Genomic DNA, 22614 nt, shown 5'->3' on the forward strand with positions numbered 1-22614 from the left:
GTGTATGCTTGAAATTAAAAAAGCAGAATTATATACTACTTTTAGTACCTAGTCATAGAAGCGGATGGTGGCGGAGGCGTGAAAAGAAATAAAAAAGAAAGACAACACTTTTTAAAAGAAAAAATCCAAGCTGATCCATTTATTACAGATGAAGCTTTGGCTGAAGCCTTTGATGTAAGTGTACAGACAATCCGCCTCGATCGGCTGGAGCTGTCTATACCAGAATTGCGTGAGCGGATTAAACACGTAGCGAGGGAACACCTAGATGAAGTAAAAGCTCTGCCATTAGAAGAAGTCATTGGGGAAATTGTTGATTTACGATTGGATGAAGAAGCTATTTCTATTTTAGATATCGGTGAAGAACATGTTTTTTCGCGTACTGGGATTGCTCGCGGTCATTATTTATTTGCCCAGGCCAATTCTTTGGCAGTTGCCATTATTAATGATGAATTAGCCCTTACTACAAAAGCTTCCGTGCATTTCAGCAGACAGGTGAAATCCGGGGAAAGAGTCGTTGCTAAGGCTGTTGTGGCTGAAACAGGAAAAAGTAAAACGATTGTCGAGGTTACCAGCCGAGTAAACCGGGAGACTGTCTTTCACGGGGAATTTGTGATGTATCGATCTCATAGATAAAACATATTCATTTACAGCATTAACAAAACAAACAGTTTCAACGTACAGGAGTGATGAATGGAACTGTCACAGGTGCGGTGTTTTTAGGCAATTTCTTTTAATATAAAAAAAGCATGCCGAGTTTGTCTAAGAAAAGGAGAAGACGTTCATGAAAATTGTCATCGACGCAATGGGCGGAGATCATGCTCCTAAAGCTCATGTTGCGGGAGCAATGGCTGCGGTTCGTTCCTTTAAAGATGTTGAAATTTTATTAGTAGGCGATGAACCGCGAATCCGCAAGCATTTAACCAAATCAAAAAATATTTCTGTGTTACATACCGACGAAAAAATAGAAGATGACGATACACCGACAAGAGCGGTTCGAAGAAAACGTAACGCTTCGATGGTGCTTACAGTACGCGAAGTGAGAGAAGGACGTGCTGATGCTTGTATTTCATCAGGTAATACAGGAGCTCTCATGACAGCTGGTTTATTGCATGTCGGCCGTATAACAGGCATTGAAAGGCCAGCCCTTGCTCCGATGCTTCCCACAGTAGATGGGGAAGGTTTTCTGCTTCTTGACGTTGGCGCAAACGTTGATGCAAAAGCTTCCCATTTACTCCAAAATGCATACATGGGATCTACGTACATGGAAATGGTAAAAAAAGTGAACCGTCCAAGAATCGGGCTTATTAACGTAGGAACAGAAGATGGGAAAGGAAATGAACTTACTAAAGAAGCATTTGACCTGTTATCAGAAGCTCCGCTCCATTTTATAGGAAATGTAGAAGCTCGTGATCTTTTAAACGGAGTATGTGATGTGGCTGTGTGTGATGGATTTTCTGGTAATTTGGTCTTGAAGTCAATAGAAGGAACAGCGGGCACCTTATTTACACTTTTAAAGCAGGAATTGACTTCTAGTTTCTCGAATAAACTGGCAGCAGGATTATTGCGATCTAGTTTTTCTAATATCAAAGAAAAAATGAGCTATTCTCATTACGGGGGAGCTGGATTATTCGGTTTAAAAGCTCCGGTTATTAAAGCGCACGGTTCTTCTGATCATACCGCTGTATATCATGCTATCCGCCAGGCTAGACAGATGGTAAATGAGAACGTAACAGATGTAATAAGCAAAGAAGCAAATAAACAGGAGGAATAAGATATGGCAAAAACAGCGTTTCTTTTTCCCGGACAAGGATCGCAGCATGCCGGTATGGGAAAAGATATTTATGAGAACCATTCCGGAGCAAAAAGTAGAATAGAGTCAGCAGATGAAACGTTAGGTCATCCATTGTCCGGATTAATGTTAAATGGACCAGAAGAAGAATTGAAACGGACAGAAAATGCTCAGCCAGCCTTGCTTACTGCCAGTACGGCTTTGTTTGAAATGCTAAAGGAGAGGGGGATAACTCCTGATTATACAGCAGGGCACAGTTTAGGCGAATATTCTGCTCTAGTTGCAGCAGGAGTGCTTCCTTTTTCTGATGCGGTTAAAATTGTAAGGCAGCGCGGTTTATTTATGGAAGAAGCAGTACCATCCGGTGTTGGAGCAATGTCAGCTGTCATGGGATTAGATAGAAGAGAGCTGCAGGTCGTGACAGAAAATGTGTCAGGAAGTGGTGACATTGTTCAGCTTGCGAATTTAAATGCCCCTGGGCAAATTGTCATTTCCGGGACAAAAGAAGCGGTAGAAAAAGCAGGAGAACTTGCCAAGGGAAAAGGGGCGAAACGGGTCATACCATTGCCGGTGAGCGGTCCTTTTCATTCCAAATTGATGCAGCCCGCTCAGGATAAGCTAGAAAGTGTTCTTTCCCCGGTGGCATTTCAAGACGCTGAAGTACCAGTGGTTGCCAATGTAAATGCAAAAGAAGCCACAGAAGCTGGAGTACTCAAACGGCAGCTGGTTGAACAAGTTACTTCCCCTGTGTATTGGGAAGACACCATCCGACGTCTCCTTGAACTGAATGTTACGACATTTGTTGAAGTAGGACCTGGTAATGTTCTGAGCGGTCTTGTTCGACGGGTACAGCGCAGAGGAGTAAACGTTCACGCTGTTCAAGATATGGAATCGATGGAAAAAACAATAGAGAAATTAAAAAAGGAGGAGTCGTAATTGTTAAATGGTAAATCAGCGCTTGTCACTGGTGCTTCCCGCGGGATTGGCAGAGCAATTGCTCTTGAACTTGCTAAAAACGGAGCAAATGTAGCAGTTAATTATGCAGGCAGTGCTCAAAAAGCAGAAGAAGTTGCTGCAGCCTGCAAAGATTACGGAGTGGAGGCATTTGCGATCCAAGCGGATGTCTCAAAAGAAGATGATGTGAAAGCAATGATAAAAGAAGTGACCAATGTATTTGGAAGTATTGATATTCTAGTAAATAATGCAGGTATTACTCGTGACAACCTAGTGATGCGCTTAAAAGAAGAAGATTGGGATGCTGTACTTGATACGAACTTAAAAGGCGTCTTTCAGTGCGCGAAAGCAGCTGCACGTCCGATGATGAAACAGCGAGGCGGTAAAATTATTAATATTGCTTCTGTCGTTGGCATTTTAGGAAATGCAGGACAAGCAAACTATACAGCTGCAAAAGCTGGTGTAATCGGATTGACTAAAACATTGGCAAGAGAATTTGCTCCTCGCAGCATTCAGGTGAACGCGGTAGCTCCTGGATTTATAGCGACAGATATGACAGAAGAGCTGCAAGAAGACTCTAAGGAGGCTTTACTACAGCAAATTCCGCTTGGCGTACTTGGAGAACCAGAAGACATCGCAAAAACGGTGCGTTTTCTCGCTTCCGAAGACGCAAAATACATTACCGGCCAAACCGTTCATGTGGACGGCGGTATGGCCATGCCCTAACCTGTAAAAAACGTGTGTAAGGTTATGTATGAGTAATAACAAGCCACAGAAATTTTACGGACATCCAAGTTTTATAAAAGAGTGCCTCTTGGTTAACTGTAACTAGTAAATAAAGGGCACATCTTCTATAATGTCACTTAGTACTAATGAAAATCCTTTAAAGGAGGTGAAAGATAATGGCTGATACACTCGATCGCATTAAAAGTATTGTCGCTGATCGTCTAGGAGTAGAAGAATCAGAAGTAACGAAAGAAGCTACTTTTAAAGACGACTTAGGCGCCGATTCGTTGGATGTGGTTGAACTCGTAATGGAATTAGAAGACGAATTCGACCTTGAAATTTCTGATGAAGAAGCAGAAAAAATTTCTACTGTTGCTGATGTTGTCAATTACATAGAAGCACAGCAATAATAGATGATATTGAAAAGAGGCCGTTAAAAAGGCTGATGTCACCTGCTCTTTTAAGCGGTCTCTTTTTCTTTGTACTTGAATCCATTTCATAAGTGCTTGATTATCAAAAACGAACATTATATCGATTGTAGCGGAAGGCGGCGACTTCGGCGGGATAAGCTTGAGCTCAAGACCAGCAGGCCGCTTGCTGTCAAGGAGGCTGAAGCCAAGCCCGGAGCAAAGAAGCCACGGCGATAACGAACAAAGGGAGCTGGAGTGGATGTCGCGCTTGTGCCCCGAGGATGAATGCATCCGTCTGAAGTGAAAATCGAACAATAACGAGGAAACTTATATATGTTCGTTTAAATGATATAGAAATGAATGATGAAATTCATTCACTTTAAAAAAATTCACCTTTTCTAAAGGAATAAAGTAAAAACAAAGACTAAGGCTTCTGTCATTTGAAATGGGCGGAAAGCAAAGTTTTCCTAATACTGTTAAGGCGCATAAAATTTTATCGGTACACAGTATAAAAAAACGGCAATTTTCGCGATTAGGATTTGCTAAAAATAAAAAAGAGAAAGTGGTTTCCTCACCTCTTATTTTTTTCATGATACTGGTACGAAAAACGGAGGACCTGCTATGGCACACCCATCACAAAAATCTTCAAAAAAACATCCGTCTTCGCGCGGACGCAGGACTAGAAAAAAATTGGTGCTTACCGAAGAACACCGTCAAAAGCTTACAAAAATGCTTGAAACGCTTGGTTTATCTTTTGAAGACGAAAAACTTTTGATTCAAGCTTTTACTCATTCATCCTATGTGAATGAGCATCGTATTCGTTCCGTTCATGACAATGAACGCCTGGAATTCCTGGGGGATGCTGTCCTTGAGTTAGCTGTATCGCAGCACCTTTTTAAACGGTTTGCTACGATGAGTGAAGGAGATATGACAAAACTCCGCGCAGCCATTGTCTGCGAGGCATCTCTTGCCAATCTTGCAGAAGAACTGCATTTTGGAGAGCTTGTTTTTCTTGGCAAAGGAGAAGAAATGACCGGTGGGAGAAAGCGGCCGGCTTTATTGGCAGATGTATTTGAAGCATTTGTCGGAGCATTATATCTCGACCAAGGAATCGAGCGTGTATATACGTTATTAAATCAAACGGTGTATCCGAAAATTGATCACGGTGCTTTTTCGCATATGATGGATTTTAAAAGTCAATTACAAGAGCATATCCAAAGAGATAACCTGGGAACTATTGTTTATGAAATTAAAGATGAAATCGGACCGGCGCATAGCCGTGAATTTGTGTCAGCAGTATATTTGAATGAAAAAGTACTCGGAGAAGGACGGGGTCGTTCTAAAAAAGAAGCGGAACAGCATGCTGCTCAGCAGGCACTGTCAAAATTAGATCCATCGGAAACCGAGAAGGGAAAGGTAGAGTAACAAGTTCTTTTGGAAAATAGTACGATGTTTCAGTTTGTATCTGGACCAGTTATTGGAATGAAAAACCACGCGAAACAAAATAAGTCCGCGTGGTTATTTCTAGTCCTATAGAATATAATGCTTTATGACTTTTTAAGTTTTCCAAGCTCTGAAACAATAGCGTCCATTTCACTTACACTGAAGTGATCTTTGCTTTCTACCATTTCATAAATATCTTTAATGTCTTCGTAATTTTTCAAGTCAAAGCTGTCCCCTTTCATGGCAGCTGTGTTCACTACTTGTAGTTTTTGCGTAATTTCTTCAACCATAAAGCTCAAATTTTCTTGTGTTTTTTCTTCTAAACTCAATATTTTCCCCACCTTTTTTCACTGCTTTTCCATGTATTCATTTTAGGGGTTTTATGAAAAAAGCGCAAACAGGCATTAAGTCCTGGCAATACGACCTTCTTCGATAATTGCAGGTATGGTAAAATAGTGTAGCCGCACTAACATAAGGATTGCAGCATGCAAATTTCAACATAGAAAGAAAACAGAGGAGGATACAGATTTGTTCCTCAAACGACTTGAAATTAAAGGATTTAAATCATTTGCAGAAGAGATGAACATAGAATTTTTGTCTGGCATAAATGCCGTGGTTGGCCCCAATGGAAGCGGAAAAAGTAATATTTCAGACGGTATACGCTGGGTTCTAGGAGAACAGTCAGCAAGATCTTTGAGAGGATCTAAGATGGAAGATGTTATTTTTGCTGGCAGTGATACACGGAGGTCCTTAAACCGAGCAGAAGTTACACTTGTATTAGACAATGAAGATGGCGAGATGGATCTTGGTTATAGTGAGGTCAGCGTAACACGCAAATTATACCGCTCTGGGGAAAGTGAATACTTAATTAATCAACAGCCATGCAGACGAAAAGACATAGTAGAATTGTTTATGGATTCGGGAATGGGAAAAGAAGCATTTTCGATTATCGGCCAAGGCCGGGTCGAAGAAGTACTTTCAAGTAAGCCAGAAGAGCGCCGGGCTATTTTTGAAGAAGCTGCCGGGGTTGTAAAGTATAAACAGCGCAAACATCAGGCTGAGAAAAAATTAACCGAAACGCAGGATAATCTAAACCGGATTGAAGACATTTTACATGAACTCGAAGGTCAAGTGGAACCTTTGAAAATGCAGGCATCAGCGGCAAAGGACTACCTTGCTAAAAAAGAAGAATTAGAAGAACATGAAATTGCACTGACAGTAAAGGAAATAGAAGAAAAGCATGAAAAATGGACAACGATTCAAGATGAACTAGATCATGTGGAAGAACAAAAACAAAAAGTAAACAACAAACTGAAGCAAGATGAAGATCAGTTGTCAAAAGTCCAAGAAGAGGCTGAATTGCTCGATGAGTCCATCAACACCCTGCAAGATAAGCTAGTAGCCACTAGCGAACGTTTGGAAAAAGAAGAAGGTCAGCGCCGTCTTTTAGAAGAACGAGGAAAAAACGCTGGCGAGAAAAAAGAAGAATGGGAGAAGCGTCTACAAGAAATAACACGGAAAAATGAGCAAACCAAAACAGACCTTGAAACCCAGCAGAAAAAATTGCAGAAAAGTACCTCACAAGTTAAAGAACTCGAAGAAAAACTTAAAGAAAATCAAAAGAAATGGAAACGTTATGCACATAGCAAAGAATCGGAAATTGAATCGTTAAAAAGCGAATATATTGAGCGGTTAAATGAACAAGCTGCGATTCGAAATGAAGAAAGACATCTAACAGATCAACAGGCGCAATTAAATAAAAAATCTGGTTCTTTACAACAAGAAAATGAGATGTATGTGAGAGAAAGACAACAATCGGAAAAAACAGCCGCAGAACGACGGGAAGAAGTCGAAAAGCTGCAGGAACATTATGAAAAAATGAAAACAGCATACAAACAACTTCATAAACAATGGAGCGAACATACAGAAGAAACAGATAAGCAAGAGAAAAAGTTATATGAAGCCTATCGTTATTTAGATCAGACGAAATCACGTATGAATGTATTAGAAGAAATGGAAGCTGATTATTCTGGTTTTTTTCAAGGCGTAAAAGAAGTATTAAAAGCGAGAGTAAATCTAACAGGAATTGTCGGTGCAGTAGCAGAGTTAATTGATGTGGAAAAAAAGTATGTTACTGCTATAGAAACAGCGCTTGGCGGTTCTTTACAGCATATCGTAACCGAAACAGAAAGCGATGCTAGACAAGCCATTCAATATTTAAAAAGCAGACAAAAAGGAAGAGCAACCTTTTTGCCTTCAAATGTTATCCGTAAAAGGCCATTGTCTGCTTCTATAAAACAAAAACTTGAGGCTGCCGACGGGTTTATTACAGTTGGCTCAGAAGCGGTGAAAGTACAAGACGCTTATAAGCATATTGTTGAAAACCTGCTCGGCCAGGTTGTGTTTGCTAAAACATTAGAGGCAGCAAACAACATGGCTAGAATTTCCGGCTATAAAATTCGTTTTGTAACATTGGACGGCGATGTCGTTAATCCGGGTGGTTCAATGAGCGGAGGAGCAGCTAATCAGAAAAAAGGGCAGCTGTTAGCGCGGCAGCAAGAGCTTGAAGAATTAAAGAAAAAGTATAAAATCATGCACGAAAAAACAGATAACTTGGAGCGCACCGTTAAAACCTTAAAAGAAAAGCGGGAACAACTTACTAGACAATTAGAAACGAGCCGTCAAGAAGGTGAGAAAGCCAGAGACAGGCTGGAGCTTGCAAAAGAAGAACTTGCAAAAGCAGAAGCAGAGCTTTCCCGCGCTAATTCTCGTTTGTCCCTGTTTGACAAAGAATCAGCTTCTCTTGAAGAAGAAAAAAGAAAACTTGAACACCGTCAAAAGGTACTTAGTGAAAATAAAGAATCGATTCAAGCTAAGCTGAAACAAATGGAAGATAAGATGACTGAGCTTGAGTCAATGGAAAAAGAACGTGGTCAAAAATTAGAGCAATTAAAGGAAGAAGAAACGGCTTGGAAAGTCGAACTAGCAGCTGCAAAGGAAACGATGTCTCATGATTCGTCTGAAATGAAACGATTAGAGTCTCAACATAAAGAAGAAGAAAAAGACCTTGAGTCGCTGCAAAAAGACATTGAAATCTTACAAGAACAGTTGTCTTCTTTAGATGGGGGCGATGATGCCCTGCAAGTAGATATTGATGCCATAAAAGAAAAGAAAGAACAGCTAACCCAAGAAATGACAGCCCTTCGTAGAGACCGGGTCGAAGGCTATGAAAAAGCCGAACGTTTAAAGGCTAGTATTCAACAGCTTTCCTATGACTATAATGAACATCAGAAGACGTTTCACGACAAACAAGTGGAACTAAACCGGCTTGACGTGGAGCTAGATACACGGTTGAACAGTCTTCAGGACACATATGAGCTGACTTTCGAACGAGCAAAAGACATGTATCCTCTCACTGTGGAGACGCAAGAGGCTAGAAAGAAAATTAAATTAATTAAATTGGGAATAGAAGAATTAGGCACGGTGAACCTCGGCGCCATTGAAGAATATGAAAGAATACATGAACGAGTGTCGTTTTTATCAGAGCAAAGAAGTGATTTGCTTCAAGCACAGCAGTCGCTGCGTGATGTGATTAATGAAATGGATGAAGAAATGAAGCGGCGTTTTTCAGAGACTTTTACCGAGATACGGCACCATTTTCAAGAAACCTATACAGAGCTGTTTGGCGGTGGAGAGGCAGATCTTCACTTAACAGACCCGAAAGAGCTGCTTGAAACAGGAGTAGATATTATTGCAAGGCCTCCTGGGAAAAAACGCCAGCACCTTTCTTTGTTATCAGGGGGAGAAAAAGCATTAACAGCAATAGCGTTATTGTTTTCCATTGTGAAAGTAAAACCTGTGCCGTTTTGTGTGCTTGATGAAGTGGAAGCAGCCCTTGATGAAGCAAATGTCACACGCTTTGCTAAGTATTTACGAACATTCAGCCAAAGCACTCAATTTATTGTGATCAGTCATCGAAAAGCCACAATGGAAGAGGCCGACGTGCTATACGGGATTACGATGGAAGAGTCAGGTGTTTCTAAAATGGTTTCTGTCAGACTTGAAGAAACGTCTGAACTAATAGAATCCGCCACTTAATTATAGAAAGGAGTTTACATATTAATTATGGGGTTTTTTAAAAAATTAAAAGATAAATTCACTGAACAGACAGAAACAGTGACAGAAAAGTTTAAAGATGGACTGACGAAGACAAGAGACTCTTTTGTCGGCCGAATGAACGAGTTATTTGCCCAGTACCGCACGGTGGATGAAGACTTTTTTGAAGAACTAGAAGAAATTTTAATTGGGGCAGATGTCGGTGTTTCGACCGTCATGGAGCTTATTGACGAATTAAAAGATGAAGTGAAACTTCGCAACATTAAAGAATCAAGAGAGATTGCCCCAGTCATTAGTGAAAAACTGGCTGAAAAACTGGATAAAAGTGGAGAAGATGCAGACCTTAACATGCAGGACGATCAAATGACTGTCATTCTTTTTGTCGGCGTTAACGGAGTAGGTAAAACGACAACGATTGGAAAAATGGCTCATTCGTTTAAAGAAGAAGGGAAAACAGTAGTTATGGCTGCGGGAGATACGTTTCGGGCCGGGGCGATCGAGCAGCTAGAAGCATGGGGAGATCGAGTGGGAGTGGATGTCATAAAGCAGCAAGCTGGTTCTGACCCTGCTGCTGTTATGTATGATGCTATCCAATCGGCTCGTGCTAAAAAAGCAGATGTACTTTTATGTGATACGGCAGGAAGACTGCAAAACAAAGTGAATCTGATGAAAGAGCTTGAAAAAGTTAAGCGGGTGATTTCCCGTGAAATACCCGATGCCCCTCATGAAGTCCTCTTGGTACTTGACGCCACCACAGGTCAGAATGCAATGAGCCAGGCCAAGACATTTGGTGAAGCAACGGAAGTTTCTGGGATTGTGCTGACAAAGCTGGATGGTACTGCAAAAGGCGGTATCGTACTAGCCATAAGAAACGAATTAAATATACCGGTTAAGCTCGTAGGCTTAGGAGAAGGCATGGATGATCTGCAGCCATTTGATGCAGAACAGTTCGTGTATGGACTTTTTAAAGAACTAGTCGAAGAAGAGACAGGGGAAGAAAAGGAAGAAGAAGAAATAGAAAATACACGTGAATAATAATTGGACGTAAAGATATTTTCTTGACAGACAGTTATAATTTTAGTATCATCCTTGTTTGTAAAGGGATTTGACTTAACATTAAGAGGGTGAACATCATGCTCGAAAAAACTGTACGCATGAACGCTTTATTTGATTTTTATCAGCCCTTGTTAACGTTAAAACAGCAGAAGTATATGGAGCTTTACTTTCTTGACGATTTTTCGCTCGGAGAAATTTCCGAGACGTTCGACGTCAGCCGTCAAGCCGTCTATGATAACATTAAACGGACGGAGGCGATGCTAGAAGAGTATGAAGACAAACTTGGTCTTTATCAAAAATATAAAGAGCGGACAAAGCGATATCGTCAGTTAAGAAAGTACGCTGAAGAAAGCTCTCCTTCCCCCGGTCTGATGAAAACCATTGATGCGCTCGAAAAATTAGAGGAGGAGGGGACAAAATAATGGCTTTTGAAGGTTTGGCGGAACGACTGCAGGCAACCTTTGACAAAATGAAGGGCAGAGGAAAAGTTTCGGAGGCAGACGTTAAAGAAATGATGCGTGAAGTGCGTCTCGCCCTTCTTGAAGCAGACGTTAACTTTAAGGTCGTGAAAAAGTTTGTCAATGACGTGAAAGAACGTGCAGTCGGCCAAGAAGTGATGAAAAGCCTCACCCCAGGCCAGCAAGTAATTAAGGTGGTTAATGAAGAGCTCACCAAGCTGATGGGCGGTGAACAAAGCAAAATTGCCCACGCTCAAAAGCCGCCTACCGTTGTGATGATGGTTGGTCTGCAAGGTGCCGGGAAAACAACGACGACAGCTAAGATTGCTAACTACCTCCGCAAAAATAATAATCGAAAACCGTTAATGGCTGCTGCTGATATATATCGTCCTGCCGCTATTGATCAGCTGAATACATTAGGAAAACAGCTTGATATGCCTGTGTTTTCTCTAGGTGATCAAGTAAACCCTGTAGATATAGCTAGCGGTGCCGTAAGTCAGGCGAAAGAAGAGCATCAAGATTATGTTCTCATCGATACCGCCGGCCGTTTGCATGTCGATGAACAACTGATGGGAGAACTTCAGGAGATAAAAGATACAGTTCAGCCTGATGAAATCCTTTTAGTTGTCGATGCAATGACAGGGCAGGATGCTGTCAACGTCGCTGAAAGTTTTAATGAACAGCTTGGTCTTACTGGCGTTGTCCTGACAAAACTTGACGGTGACACAAGAGGCGGTGCTGCTCTATCTGTTAAAGCAGTAACGGAAACTCCGATTAAGTTTGCGGGGATGGGGGAGAAAGTAGATCAGCTTGAACCTTTCCATCCTGAACGGATGGCATCCCGTATTTTAGGTATGGGAGACGTACTTTCTCTCATCGAAAAGGCTCAAACCAATGTAGATGAAGAGCGCGCTAAGGAACTTGAGAAAAAAATTCGCTCAGCGGACCTTACTTTTGATGATTTTCTCGAACAGTTAGAACAAGTTCGCAGCATGGGGCCGCTCGATGAGCTGTTAGCGATGATGCCTGGCGCCAACAAAAAGGCGATGAAAAACATTCAGATTGATGAGAGCCAAATTGGCCGTGTTGAAGCGATCGTCCGCTCTATGACAGCACATGAAAAGCAGAACCCTTCTGTAATGAATGCCAGTCGTAAACGCCGTATTGCTAAAGGGAGCGGTACAACCATTCAAGATGTCAATCGTTTGTTAAAACAGTTTGAAGATATGAAAAAAATGATGAAGCAGATGACGTCTATGCAAAAGGGTAAGAAAAAAGGAAAAGGCGGTTTCCAATTGCCTTTTATGTAGTGAAAAGGAAAAAACCTTTACAGGGAATCCAATTCCTATTATAATGTGCTATTGTGTGAAATAATTTTTTGTGAATAATTATGGAGGTGTCTATAAATGGCAGTAAAAATTAGACTAAAACGTATGGGTTCAAAGAAAAAGCCTTTTTATCGTGTGGTGGTAGCAGATTCCCGCGCACCGCGTGACGGACGTTTTATCGAAGAAATTGGAACATACAATCCGTTGAGAGAACCAGCAGAAGTGAATATCAATGATGATAAAGCGCTCAAGTGGATGCTTGACGGTGCAAAACCATCCGATACCGTTCGTAACCTTTTCTCTAGAGAAGGTCTTATGGAAAAGCTTCACAACGCTAAAAACGAAAAGTAATCGACTCAGCGCTCGAAAAGAAGGGCGGGAAGGATCATTACTTTAAGGAGGCGGGGGAGAGCAATGAAAGAGCTTGTTGAAACGATAGCCCGCGCCCTCGTGGATTATCCAGACAATGTTGACGTAGAAGAACGTCAACAGGACAACACCCTCGTCTTAACGTTGTCTGTCCATGAGAGTGATATGGGAAAAGTGATTGGAAAACAAGGCAGGATTGCTAATGCGATTCGTTCTGTTTTGTACGCATCCGCTTCTCATCAAAAAAAGCGTGTTCGCCTTGATATCGTAGAATAATACAGACAAAAAGGTGAGGATTTGATCCTTGCCTTTTTTGCACGGATAGAATAATAAAAATAGGCATATCGCTTTTAACGAAGAACACTTGACGGAACGATACATTTTTGAACATGATAATAGTATGTTTACCTTCAAAGCCTCTCAAATTGAATCTGTATGGAGTGGATCATGCGAATAATTAAAAAAGTAACGGTAAAGCATGTACTTACGGAGTCATTAAAAGAAAAAATGACAGATGATTTCCACGAAGAACAGCATCGGCTAGAAAAAGAAATCGAACAGCTCAGGTTTCAAATGCAGAAACAGTGGAGAGCAGAGGAAACGTCGAGACGAAAAACAGAAATTAAAGAACGGTTTGAAAAGGAAGTCGAGAAACGAAAAGAAAAAATAAACAGAGTAGTGTTTCAACGTTCTCAGCTCGAACAGCTGCCGCTTTTTTCGGAGATTACTGCTGGACAAGTCGATGCGATAGAGGAAATAGAGACAGGAGACGACTGGCCTCTAGCCGAACAAGAAATAATAGTCGAAGACGGAAAAATAATTTCCATTCGTAACAATAGGGCGGATGATAATAATGGAATGGTTTAATGTCGGTAAAATCGTAAATACCCATGGTGTACGTGGAGAAATAAAAGTCCTTCCGATAACTGATTTTGAACAAGAACGCTTCGCAAAGGGAAAAGAGTTGTACATTGGTCATGAAACAGGCAGTGACAAAGAAAAAGTAACCGTGAAAAATGTCCGCTCTCATAAGCAATTTATTTTACTAACGCTTGAAAAAATTACTTCTTTAGATGAAGCAGAAAAATGGAAAGGCGGGATGATATACGTTCCTGAAGATGACCTTCAAGAACTTGATGAAGGAGAGTATTATTATCATGAAATCATCGGCTGCCAGGTTTACTCGGAAGACGAAGAACTGCTCGGTGAAGTTCGTGAAATTCTATCTCCGGGAGCAAATGATGTCTGGGTCGTAAAGCCTTTGGAAGGAAAAAAAGAGATTATGATCCCGTATATTGATGATGTGGTAAAAGAAGTAGACACCGTCCATAAAAAAATTACCGTGCATGTAATGGAGGGGCTGCTTCCATGATGAGAATGGATTTTTTAACACTGTTTCCGGAAATGTTTCCCGGAGTACTTGAATCGTCGATATTAAAGCAAGCTGCTGAGAAAAAGGCAGTTTCCTACAATGTGCTAAACATTCGGGATTTCTCTGAAAATAAGCACGGTAAAGTAGATGATTATCCTTATGGAGGCGGAGCAGGAATGGTTCTTACTCCACAGCCGGTTTTTGACGCTGCTGCTTTTGCAGCTAATGAAGGACGCAGGAAACACCGCGTCATTTTACTTTGTCCGCAAGGTAAGCCTTTTAATCAAGCAGAAGCTGAAAAATTGGCGTCTGAAGAACATTTAATTTTCATTTGCGGGCATTATGAAGGATATGATGAACGAATACGAGAGAATTTAGTAACAGATGAATATTCTATTGGAGATTTTGTATTAACCGGAGGCGAGCTGGGAGCGTTGGTCATGGCGGACAGTATTACAAGATTGCTTCCTGACGTTTTAGGCAACACGGAGTCTGCAAAAAAAGACTCGTTTTCCAATGGGCTGCTTGAACACCCGCATTATACACGACCTGCAGATTTTAAAGGCTGGAAAGTACCTGAAGTATTATTGTCAGGTCACCATGAAAATATTGATAAATGGAGAAAACAGCACTCTCTAAAACGTACTATGGAAAGACGTCCCGACCTTCTAGAAGGCAGACAATGGACAGAAGAAGAAAAAAAGGTTCTGGAAACATTGAAAAATGATAACTAAACATTGATTACAAAAGTTGCTTGTGATATGATTTACGTTGTGGCGAAAGCCGTTTACTACGATGTTCCGCTGCCGTTCAATGCAAGGCATGAGCATTTGGAGAAAGGGAGGCGAATACGATGCAAGACCTTATTCGCGAAATTACAAAAGAACAGCTTAAAACGGATCTTCCAGCATTCCGTGCCGGAGACACTGTACGTGTTCACGTAAAAGTTGTAGAAGGTTCCCGTGAACGTATTCAGGTGTTCGAAGGTGTCGTTATTAAGCGTCGCGGAGGCGGAATCAGCGAAACATTCACTGTTCGTAAAGTATCTTACGGCATTGGTGTAGAGCGTACATTCCCTGTACATTCCCCGCGTATTGACAAGATCGAATTGAAGCGTCGCGGAAAAGTCCGTCAAGCGAAGCTTTACTATCTTCGCAACCTGCGCGGAAAAGCAGCCCGCATCAAAGAAATTCGATAAGAAAAAAGATAAAAAAGACTGTGGCGGCCCGAACCGTTACAGTCTTTTTTTCATTTTATTTTTATACTTTATGAAAGTTTAACATTATTAAAGGATTAAAGTATAAGAAAAAATAAGGCTTTTGCCAGGATAAAAATCCAATTATTTAAGACACTCAGAATACTCTTATGTCCGGCAGGAACGTGCTATAATAATAGATATTCGATCAACGAGCTTAAGAGGAGATACATATGTACCAAATGAGCGATAGCTGGAAAGAGTGGATCAGACTGTTGTTTTTTGCAGTAACAATTGCCATTGTCGCACGCACTTTTTTGATTGCCCCTATTATTGTAGATGGAGAATCGATGGCTCCAACTTTGGCTGACGATGACCGCATGATCATTAATAAAACAAGCTACTGGTTTTCAGACCCAGAAAGATTTGATGTAATAGTATTTCATGCCTCAGAAGAGAAAGACTATATTAAACGAGTCATCGGTGTGCCTGGAGACACTCTATATTACGATAATGATTCGTTATATATAAACGATAAAAAGATACCAGAACCCTATTTACAGTCAAAAGAAACAAACGATGAAAAACCAGTTACTTTCGATTTCACTTTAGTAGATGCTACAGGTATGAGCACTATTCCGGAAGGGCATGTATTTGTACTTGGAGATAACCGCAGGCACAGCTTTGATTCAAGAAGTATCGGCCTTATAGAAACGGAAGATATCGTGGGAGAAGCAGAGTTAACCTTTTGGCCTGTCTCTCATCTTAACTGGCTTCGTAATTAGAAAGGAAGTGAACAGATGAGTATACAATGGTTTCCCGGACATATGGCAAAAGCTAAACGAGAAGTAACCGAACAATTAAAGAAAGTAGATATGGTGATAGAACTGGCTGATGCAAGAATACCCCATTCTTCAAGGAATCCTATGCTTGATTCTATTCTGCAAGGAAAGCCGCGTCTATTAGTTCTGACAAAAAGCGATATGGCTGATCCTGCTATGACAAAAGAATGGCTTCAGACATTTCAACGAGAAGAAATCGATGCCCTTTCTATCAATGCATTGAAAAACCAAGGAGCAAAACCGATTATTGAAAAATCAAAAAAGCTGACCGCTCCTATCTTTGAGAAAATGGCGAGAAAAGGCATTCGGCCGCGCCCGATCCGAGCCATGATTGTAGGTATACCTAATGTAGGAAAATCTACTGTTATTAACCGTCTTATAGGAAAAAAGAGCGCAAAAACCGGAGACAAACCAGGCGTTACAAAAGCACAGCAATGGCTGAAAGTCGGACGTGATATGGAACTGTTAGATACTCCTGGGATTCTTTGGCCTAAATTTGAAGATCAGCTGATCGGATACCGTCTCGCAGCTACTGGAGCAATTAAAGATGAACTTCTTGATTTTGAAGACATCGCATTGTTTGTGCTTAACATTTTAAAGGAAAGATATCCTGCGGAATTAAAAGACCGATATAAATTAGAGGAACCTCTTCCAGAAGACGGAGTGGAGTTGTTTGATGTCATAGGAAAGAAAAGGGGCTGCTTGCAAGCAGGCGGTTACGTAGACTATGAGAAAGCAGCAGAAATTATTTTAAGAGATCTGCGCAATGAAAAGTTCGGAAAAATTACGCTTGAAACTCCAGCAGACAGAGAGCAAATACAAGACGAATAAATAATTATACTGTTACGAAGGCAAAACATACCGATATTTATTAATGGGGAAGATGACATGGAACAAAATAAGAAAACTATTTCAGAGATAAAACAGATATTAGCAGACGGCAATGTAGGAGACAAATGGCTGGAAAAGCTGCGCAAAGACGAAAGAAAAGGTGTGCAGCAGCTGATAGCTCAGTATGAAAAAAAGCTGGCTAATAATAAAAAATTAGAAGAAGAGTATGTAACCCTTCTTCGTAATGAAAAAGAATGGCAGGCGCTCGGGTATCGTTATATTGCTGGAGTAGACGAAGTAGGAAGAGGGCCGCTTGCCGGACCGGTCACAGCAGGAGCTGCAATCTTACCAGATAACGCTTTATTTCCAGGGCTGACCGACTCAAAAAAACTTAGTGAAGAAAAAAGAGAATATTATTATAACCTTCTAAAGGAACAGGTAATTGCTTACCATGTTGTTCATATTCCTGCTGAAAAAATTGATTCCATCAATATTTACCAGGCTTCCAAAGAAGCAATGAAGCAAGCTGTTGCCGGCTTAAGCATAAAAGCAGACGCATTGTTTATTGATGCGATGTCGCTGCCCCTTCCTTTGAAACAATTATCATTGACTAAAGGGGACGCAAAAAGTGCATCTATAGCAGCTGCATCAGTGCTTGCTAAAGTTGAAAGAGACCGTTATATGAAAGAAAAGGCCAACTTCTATCCAGAGTATGGATTTGAGAAACATATGGGCTACGGAACAAAACATCATCTTGAAGCTCTTCGCACTTATGGACCCACTCCAGAACACCGTAAAAGTTTCTCGCCGGTAAAAGCATGTTTATCCTAACATAGGCTTTTATTCGTTTCTCAGCTTAAAGCAGTCTCTTTTCAGCTTTGTTTTTAGATTCCAAAACGATTTTTTACATACAACAAAAGCGGGAGGTGTGCTCCCTTATGGGAAGACCAGAATTATTGTCATCTGCTTCAATGTCTCATACACAAAATATTCGCGCAAAAACGCTCCCATTAAAAAAAGGCCAAGTGTTTGAAGGGAAAGTATTGAAATTGTTTCCGAACCAAACAGCAGCTCTCCGCTTAGGGTCCATAAATGTTACTGCACGTTTAGAAGCAGCTTTAAGCGCAGGAAAACATTATTTATTTCAAGTGAAACAAAACGAAGGGATTCCTCGTTTGCAAGTGTTGGATACAAAACATTCCTCTGTTAGAAACTCGTCTGGTTCTATAGAAACAGCAAACGTGCTGCAAGCATTAGGACTTTCAGAAAATAAACAAAACCAAACAATGCTTCGTATGCTGCTTGCAGAACAAATTCCTTTTTCAAAAGAAATAATTGAAGAAGGGGGCAAAATCCTTAAGAATGCAAACGCACTGGACCAAGATGGCATTCGAATATTGGCTGCAATGAGTCAAAAGCAATTTCCCATGACACCGCAAACGTTTCAAGCTCTTTATCAAGTAGAAAACGGTGCACCTTTGTCTTCTCAGATGCAAGAACTTTCTTCTCGCATTGATGGAATGACTGAAAAAACGACTTCTCCTTCAGCAGTGCAAGCGGCGGCGACGCTTCAAAAACAACTTACTAAAACGATGGAAATAGCATCTATGAACGGTCCGGTAAATGGAGAAAGTGGACACAAACTTGTACAGCAGCTTTTGCAGTTAACTGTTTCTTCACAAACACCTGTTACAGTAAAAGATGGAGCAGCTGCATTATTGCAGAAAACAGGCCTTGTGCCCGAATCAACCGGTTCAATATCTTGGCTCGACTCCTTTAAAAATACGATTCTTCACCCCTCTAACCGCACTGTTATCCAACAGCTGTGGCCGAGTATAACAGAAGGAGAGAAGATCCCTCTAAGCAGCCTGGAATCCAAAGAGCTTTTTCAAACATTAATGAATCGGCTGTCCTTTCAAGAGGGAGAGAGCGGACGTCAGCAAATGAATCAGCTTCTTTCATTGTTTCAGCAGGCAGAAGGGCGGTCAAGACGGGTAGATCTAACAGCAGGACAGCTATCAAGAACCATCCAAGGCATGCAGGAAATGCCTCTGTCATCGCAAGAAAAACAAGCTTTAACGGTCATAGTACAAGGTTCATTTTCCAATCAATCAGCCGGTGCTCAAGGGATGTCGTCTGTAGCAGGACAGCTAACAAAATTGCTGGTACAGCTTGGTTTTCAGCATGAATCAGACCTTAGTCTTACGAATGCACAGTCTGAAACTAATGAGGCAGCAAAAGACCAATTAAAACAATCTTTGCTGCAGCATATTCCTCAACTTCCAGCATCAGCGAGAGAAAGCGCTGAAGCATTGCTGTACAGACTAACGGGTCAACAGCTGTTGGCACAAGACCAGCAAGGGCCGATACAACAAGCTGCATTACAGTTTCCTTTAGTGCTAGGAGACTATCACACTGATTTAACCGTGCAATGGGAAGGCAGAAAACAAGAAGACGGACAGCTTCATCCCGATCACTGCCGAATTTTGTTTTATTTAGAAATGGAACGGCTTGGGGAAACGATAGCTGATGTCCAAATTCAGAATCGTTTTGTAACGGTTAACATCTTTAACGATAATGAAAAACCAATATTGTTAATGGAACTGCTGCAGCCTTTTTTAAAAGAAAGATTAAACGAACACCAATATATGCTGAGCTCCGTTAATTGGAAAAGGCTGCAAGACAGCGCCTCGACTAAACAAAGAAACGCTTATCAGCCATACACACAATCTAGAGGAGTGGATGTGCGGATATGAAAAACAAAAAAGATCCACAAAAATCGGCAGTTGCTTTAGGTTATCAACCTCAATCTGACGCTACACCTATGGTGAAAGCAAAAGGGAAAGGATATATTGCCAGTGAAATAATAAAAAAAGCAAAAGAAAATAATATAGCTGTTCAAGAAGATCCTTCGCTCGTCGAACTGTTGTCTCAACTAGAAATGAATCAAACGATTCCGCCTGATCTTTATGAAGTGGTCGCAGAAGTATTCGCGTTTATATATAGGATTGATCAAAATACGCATAAAAAGGAATAAATAGGATAACCTAACATTAGAAAAACTAAGTCTTATGGCAATATACTTTGATCCTTTAGAAAAAATAAAACTTTCCTAAAGCATAAAAAAAGGAGTAGCCTATGAAAGAACAAAGAAAACCAGTGGTAAAGCGGGCTCGAAACGGTCAATACATGGAAGAAGCAGGCCACGAGTTAGGATTTTTTCGAAATATGGCAGAAATAAAAGCCCTTGCATCTATAGGAAAATGGTGGAAAAAAGAAGACGATAATAATGAAAATGAAGAAAACTGTTAAATAACAATTATAAAATGAAAAACTTCCCTGGTACTAATTTACCGGGGGATTTTGCATTTTTGTAAGTAAATAATAAAAAGATTTTCATAAACTTTTTGACGAATTGTTGAATTTATCGGTTTTTTTTTATACGATAATTGATGTGTGCGAAACAATGGCCGCAACACAAGCCAATGATTCCACCCGATCCTTGCACGCAGGTTTACTGCATGGTATTCGTATCGAATCGTTAGGAGGATGGAGAGAACATGAATATTCATGAGTATCAAGGAAAAGAGCTCCTCAGAAAGTACGGTGTCTCCGTACCAAATGGAAAAGTAGCCTTTTCTGTTGAGGAAGCTGTCGAAGCTGCAAAAGAACTAGGATCTGACGTAAATGTTGTAAAAGCTCAGATCCACGCTGGAGGCCGCGGAAAAGCCGGCGGTGTAAAGGTTGCCAAGAACCTTGATGAAGTACGTACATATGCTGATGAGATTCTTGGTAAAACGCTTGTCACGCATCAAACAGGACCCGAAGGCAAAGAAGTAAAGCGTTTACTTATTGAGGAAGGCTGCGATATTAAAAAAGAGTACTATGTCGGCCTTGTTCTCGACCGTGCTACTTCTAAAGTCGTAATGATGGCTTCAGAAGAAGGCGGAACTGAAATTGAAGAAGTAGCTGAAAAAACGCCGGAAAAAATCTTCAAGGAATTTATTGATCCGGCTGTTGGCATGCAAGGCTATCAAGCACGCCGTCTTGCATTTAACATCAATATTCCAAAAGAACTTGTCGGACAAGCAGTTAAATTTATGCTTGGGCTTTACAAAGTATTCACAGAAAAAGACTGCTCGATTGCAGAAATTAATCCACTCGTTACAACAGGGGACGGCAATGTAATGGCACTTGATGCTAAGTTGAATTTTGATTCAAACGCATTGTACCGTCAAAAAGATGTTTTAGAATTTAGAGATCTTGACGAAGAAGATCCAAAAGAAATTGAAGCTTCGAAGTTTGATTTGAGCTATATCGCTCTTGACGGCAACATCGGCTGTATGGTTAATGGAGCCGGTTTGGCGATGGCAACGATGGATATTATTAAACACTACAAGGGCGACCCAGCCAACTTTTTAGATGTAGGCGGCGGCGCTACAGCAGAAAAAGTTACAGAAGCGTTTAAAATTATTCTTTCCGATGAGCATGTAAAAGGCATTTATGTTAATATCTTCGGAGGAATTATGAAGTGTGATGTCATCGCGGAAGGTGTCGTAGAAGCGACAAAGCAAATCGGCCTTGAAATTCCGCTTGTTGTGCGCCTCGAAGGTACGAACGTAGGACGAGGAAAAGAAATTTTGGAACAGTCCGGACTTAACATTACAGCTGCTGATTCTATGGCAGACGGGGCACAAAAAATTGTATCTCTAGTGAAATAGAAAGGCGGGACGAAGACTAATGAGCATCTTTATTAATAAAGATACAAAGGTGATTGTACAGGGGATCACCGGTTCTACTGGTTTATTCCATACCCAGCAGGCCGTCGAGTACGGCACGCAGATTGTCGGCGGTGTAACGCCTGGTAAAGGCGGAACAGAAGTAGAAGGCATTCCTGTATTTGATACAGTAACAGACGCAGTAAAAGAAACAGGTGCGAATGCTTCTGTTATCTATGTGCCGCCTGCATTTGCTGCTGATGCCATTATGGAAGCGGTAGACGCAGAAATGGATCTTGCTATTTGCATCACAGAAGGTATTCCTGTTATTGATATGTTAAAAGTGAAACGCTTTATGGAAGGTAAGAAAACTCGTCTAGTTGGGCCAAACTGCCCAGGCGTTATCACACCAGAAGAATGCAAAATCGGTATTATGCCTGGTTACATTCATAAAAAAGGCCACGTAGGAGTGGTTTCACGTTCTGGTACACTCACATATGAAGCAGTACATCAGCTTTCCACAGCTGGGATTGGCCAGTCTACTGCTGTAGGCATTGGCGGTGACCCGGTGAATGGAACAGACTTCATTGACGTGCTGCAAGCATTTAACGATGATGATGATACAGAAGCTGTTATTATGATTGGTGAAATCGGCGGTACAGCAGAAGAAGAAGCTGCTGAATGGATTAAGGCCAACATGAAAAAACCAGTAGTCGGCTTTATTGGCGGACGTACTGCACCTCCAGGAAAGCGTATGGGCCACGCTGGCGCGATTATTTCCGGAGGTAAAGGAACAGCGGACGAAAAAATCTCAACGCTTGAAAAATGCGGAGTAAGTGTGGCAGACACACCTGCAGAAATTGGGGAAACCCTTATTTCTTCTTTAAAAGACAATGGCATCTATGAAAAATGCAAAACCCACGATCCACAATAAATATTTAGAGGAATAAGACAGGAAGGACAGGTGTCAAAAGCCTGTCCTTCCTGTCATCCTTAAAAATGGAGGG

The 22614-nt window shown here is 41.1% G+C and carries 25 protein-coding genes; 24 read left to right on the top strand and 1 reads right to left on the bottom strand.

The genetic code is table 11. The features are described from left to right. The first annotated feature begins 78 nt into the window (after positions 1-78). The 6 genes from fapR to rnc all read left to right on the top strand — a co-directional run bounded on the left by fapR (position 79) and on the right by rnc (position 5304). Positions 79-633, top strand: a complete 555-nt coding sequence (gene fapR, locus FZF09_RS16290; protein WP_158737661.1) for a transcription factor FapR — start codon at positions 79-81, stop codon at positions 631-633. A 148-nt stretch (positions 634-781) separates the two neighbouring features. Further along, positions 782-1771, top strand: a complete 990-nt coding sequence (gene plsX, locus FZF09_RS16295) for a phosphate acyltransferase PlsX (RefSeq protein WP_158737662.1) — start codon at positions 782-784, stop codon at positions 1769-1771. 3 nt (positions 1772-1774) lie between these two features. Next, positions 1775-2725 carry an ACP S-malonyltransferase gene (gene fabD, locus FZF09_RS16300; protein ID WP_158737663.1) on the top strand — a complete coding sequence of 317 codons (951 nt, stop codon included), beginning with the start codon at positions 1775-1777 and terminating at the stop codon, positions 2723-2725. After that, entirely contained in the window at positions 2726-3469 is a 744-nt protein-coding gene (gene fabG, locus FZF09_RS16305) for a 3-oxoacyl-[acyl-carrier-protein] reductase (protein WP_158737664.1), read from the top strand. It begins immediately after the preceding gene. 176 nt (positions 3470-3645) lie between these two features. Next, the gene (acpP, locus tag FZF09_RS16310; protein ID WP_158737665.1) at positions 3646-3879 is read left to right on the top strand and encodes an acyl carrier protein; all 234 of its coding nucleotides are present in this window, start codon (positions 3646-3648) and stop codon (positions 3877-3879) included. A gap of 621 nt (positions 3880-4500) precedes the next feature. After that, complete coding sequence (rnc, locus tag FZF09_RS16315; RefSeq protein WP_158737666.1) at positions 4501-5304, top strand: ribonuclease III; 804 nt, start codon at positions 4501-4503, stop codon at positions 5302-5304. 122 nt (positions 5305-5426) lie between these two features. Here rnc and FZF09_RS16320 read toward each other — a convergent pair whose 3' ends face one another. Further along, complete coding sequence (locus FZF09_RS16320; protein WP_199256812.1) at positions 5427-5651, bottom strand: DUF1128 domain-containing protein; 225 nt, start codon at positions 5649-5651, stop codon at positions 5427-5429. Between the two features lie 199 nt (positions 5652-5850). On the opposite strand from FZF09_RS16320, the gene smc reads away from it, so the two are divergent. The 18 genes from smc (at position 5851) to sucD (ending at position 22541) form a co-directional block, all read left to right on the top strand. Next, a complete protein-coding gene (gene smc, locus FZF09_RS16325; RefSeq protein WP_158737667.1) occupies positions 5851-9420 on the top strand; it encodes a chromosome segregation protein SMC in 3570 nt (1189 codons plus the stop codon). 27 nt (positions 9421-9447) lie between these two features. Next, on the top strand, positions 9448-10473 hold the full coding sequence (gene ftsY, locus FZF09_RS16330) for a signal recognition particle-docking protein FtsY (protein ID WP_158737668.1): 1026 nt from the start codon (positions 9448-9450) through the stop codon (positions 10471-10473). A 98-nt stretch (positions 10474-10571) separates the two neighbouring features. Continuing rightward, positions 10572-10916: a putative DNA-binding protein gene (locus FZF09_RS16335; RefSeq protein WP_158737669.1), complete on the top strand. Its 345-nt coding sequence runs from the start codon at positions 10572-10574 to the stop codon at positions 10914-10916. Continuing rightward, entirely contained in the window at positions 10916-12262 is a 1347-nt protein-coding gene (gene ffh, locus FZF09_RS16340) for a signal recognition particle protein (protein WP_158737670.1), read from the top strand. Before FZF09_RS16335 ends, ffh begins: the two co-directional genes overlap by 1 nt. Positions 12263-12358: 96 nt before the next feature. Further along, complete coding sequence (gene rpsP / locus FZF09_RS16345; protein WP_091583008.1) at positions 12359-12631, top strand: 30S ribosomal protein S16; 273 nt, start codon at positions 12359-12361, stop codon at positions 12629-12631. 63 nt (positions 12632-12694) lie between these two features. After that, on the top strand, positions 12695-12925 hold the full coding sequence (locus FZF09_RS16350; protein ID WP_158737671.1) for a KH domain-containing protein: 231 nt from the start codon (positions 12695-12697) through the stop codon (positions 12923-12925). A gap of 171 nt (positions 12926-13096) precedes the next feature. Next, entirely contained in the window at positions 13097-13516 is a 420-nt protein-coding gene (locus tag FZF09_RS16355) for a YlqD family protein (RefSeq protein ID WP_158737672.1), read from the top strand. Continuing rightward, positions 13500-14021 (top strand): ribosome maturation factor RimM, encoded by a 522-nt coding sequence (rimM, locus tag FZF09_RS16360; protein WP_158737749.1) that lies wholly within the window; start codon positions 13500-13502, stop codon positions 14019-14021. Before FZF09_RS16355 ends, rimM begins: the two co-directional genes overlap by 17 nt. Next, a complete protein-coding gene (gene trmD / locus FZF09_RS16365; RefSeq protein ID WP_158737750.1) occupies positions 14021-14755 on the top strand; it encodes a tRNA (guanosine(37)-N1)-methyltransferase TrmD in 735 nt (244 codons plus the stop codon). The genes rimM and trmD overlap by 1 nt, the downstream gene beginning before the upstream one ends. 119 nt (positions 14756-14874) lie before the next feature. Further along, the gene (gene rplS, locus FZF09_RS16370; protein ID WP_091583015.1) at positions 14875-15219 is read left to right on the top strand and encodes a 50S ribosomal protein L19; all 345 of its coding nucleotides are present in this window, start codon (positions 14875-14877) and stop codon (positions 15217-15219) included. Between the two features lie 230 nt (positions 15220-15449). Beyond that, positions 15450-16001 carry a signal peptidase I gene (lepB, locus tag FZF09_RS16375; RefSeq protein WP_158737673.1) on the top strand — a complete coding sequence of 184 codons (552 nt, stop codon included), beginning with the start codon at positions 15450-15452 and terminating at the stop codon, positions 15999-16001. 15 nt (positions 16002-16016) lie between these two features. After that, positions 16017-16889, top strand: coding sequence for a ribosome biogenesis GTPase YlqF (gene ylqF, locus FZF09_RS16380; protein ID WP_158737674.1), 873 nt, complete (start codon positions 16017-16019; stop codon positions 16887-16889). Positions 16890-16946: 57 nt separating this feature from the next. After that, a complete protein-coding gene (locus FZF09_RS16385) occupies positions 16947-17720 on the top strand; it encodes a ribonuclease HII (RefSeq protein ID WP_158737675.1) in 774 nt (257 codons plus the stop codon). Between the two features lie 107 nt (positions 17721-17827). After that, entirely contained in the window at positions 17828-19645 is a 1818-nt protein-coding gene (locus tag FZF09_RS16390; RefSeq protein ID WP_158737676.1) for a hypothetical protein, read from the top strand. Continuing rightward, a complete protein-coding gene (locus FZF09_RS16395) occupies positions 19642-19926 on the top strand; it encodes an EscU/YscU/HrcU family type III secretion system export apparatus switch protein (protein ID WP_158737677.1) in 285 nt (94 codons plus the stop codon). Before FZF09_RS16390 ends, FZF09_RS16395 begins: the two co-directional genes overlap by 4 nt. Before the next feature lie 101 nt (positions 19927-20027). Beyond that, the gene (locus FZF09_RS16400; RefSeq protein WP_158737678.1) at positions 20028-20201 is read left to right on the top strand and encodes a hypothetical protein; all 174 of its coding nucleotides are present in this window, start codon (positions 20028-20030) and stop codon (positions 20199-20201) included. 248 nt (positions 20202-20449) lie between these two features. Then, a complete protein-coding gene (sucC, locus tag FZF09_RS16405; protein ID WP_158737679.1) occupies positions 20450-21610 on the top strand; it encodes an ADP-forming succinate--CoA ligase subunit beta in 1161 nt (386 codons plus the stop codon). Between the two features lie 19 nt (positions 21611-21629). After that, a complete protein-coding gene (sucD, locus tag FZF09_RS16410) occupies positions 21630-22541 on the top strand; it encodes a succinate--CoA ligase subunit alpha (RefSeq protein ID WP_158737680.1) in 912 nt (303 codons plus the stop codon). Positions 22542-22614: the final 73 nt, after the last annotated feature.

Source organism: Alteribacillus sp. YIM 98480 (genome assembly GCF_009765375.1).
GTDB lineage: Bacteria > Bacillota > Bacilli > Bacillales > Marinococcaceae > Alteribacillus.

What these genes read in the sequence shown, in the direction of transcription:
- plsX (WP_158737662.1), top strand. Translation starts at nt 782, where the DNA reads ATGAAAATTGTCATCGACGCAATGGGCGGAGATCATGCTCCTAAAGCT.
- fabD (WP_158737663.1), top strand. Translation starts at nt 1,775, where the DNA reads ATGGCAAAAACAGCGTTTCTTTTTCCCGGACAAGGATCGCAGCATGCC.
- acpP (WP_158737665.1), top strand. Translation starts at nt 3,646, where the DNA reads ATGGCTGATACACTCGATCGCATTAAAAGTATTGTCGCTGATCGTCTA.
- rnc (WP_158737666.1), top strand. Translation starts at nt 4,501, where the DNA reads ATGGCACACCCATCACAAAAATCTTCAAAAAAACATCCGTCTTCGCGC.
- ftsY (WP_158737668.1), top strand. Translation starts at nt 9,448, where the DNA reads ATGGGGTTTTTTAAAAAATTAAAAGATAAATTCACTGAACAGACAGAA.
- FZF09_RS16335 (WP_158737669.1), top strand. Translation starts at nt 10,572, where the DNA reads ATGCTCGAAAAAACTGTACGCATGAACGCTTTATTTGATTTTTATCAG.
- ffh (WP_158737670.1), top strand. Translation starts at nt 10,916, where the DNA reads ATGGCTTTTGAAGGTTTGGCGGAACGACTGCAGGCAACCTTTGACAAA.
- rpsP (WP_091583008.1), top strand. Translation starts at nt 12,359, where the DNA reads ATGGCAGTAAAAATTAGACTAAAACGTATGGGTTCAAAGAAAAAGCCT.
- FZF09_RS16350 (WP_158737671.1), top strand. Translation starts at nt 12,695, where the DNA reads ATGAAAGAGCTTGTTGAAACGATAGCCCGCGCCCTCGTGGATTATCCA.
- FZF09_RS16355 (WP_158737672.1), top strand. Translation starts at nt 13,097, where the DNA reads ATGCGAATAATTAAAAAAGTAACGGTAAAGCATGTACTTACGGAGTCA.
- trmD (WP_158737750.1), top strand. Translation starts at nt 14,021, where the DNA reads ATGAGAATGGATTTTTTAACACTGTTTCCGGAAATGTTTCCCGGAGTA.
- rplS (WP_091583015.1), top strand. Translation starts at nt 14,875, where the DNA reads ATGCAAGACCTTATTCGCGAAATTACAAAAGAACAGCTTAAAACGGAT.
- lepB (WP_158737673.1), top strand. Translation starts at nt 15,450, where the DNA reads ATGTACCAAATGAGCGATAGCTGGAAAGAGTGGATCAGACTGTTGTTT.
- ylqF (WP_158737674.1), top strand. Translation starts at nt 16,017, where the DNA reads ATGAGTATACAATGGTTTCCCGGACATATGGCAAAAGCTAAACGAGAA.
- FZF09_RS16385 (WP_158737675.1), top strand. Translation starts at nt 16,947, where the DNA reads ATGGAACAAAATAAGAAAACTATTTCAGAGATAAAACAGATATTAGCA.
- FZF09_RS16390 (WP_158737676.1), top strand. Translation starts at nt 17,828, where the DNA reads ATGGGAAGACCAGAATTATTGTCATCTGCTTCAATGTCTCATACACAA.
- FZF09_RS16395 (WP_158737677.1), top strand. Translation starts at nt 19,642, where the DNA reads ATGAAAAACAAAAAAGATCCACAAAAATCGGCAGTTGCTTTAGGTTAT.
- FZF09_RS16400 (WP_158737678.1), top strand. Translation starts at nt 20,028, where the DNA reads ATGAAAGAACAAAGAAAACCAGTGGTAAAGCGGGCTCGAAACGGTCAA.
- sucC (WP_158737679.1), top strand. Translation starts at nt 20,450, where the DNA reads ATGAATATTCATGAGTATCAAGGAAAAGAGCTCCTCAGAAAGTACGGT.
- sucD (WP_158737680.1), top strand. Translation starts at nt 21,630, where the DNA reads ATGAGCATCTTTATTAATAAAGATACAAAGGTGATTGTACAGGGGATC.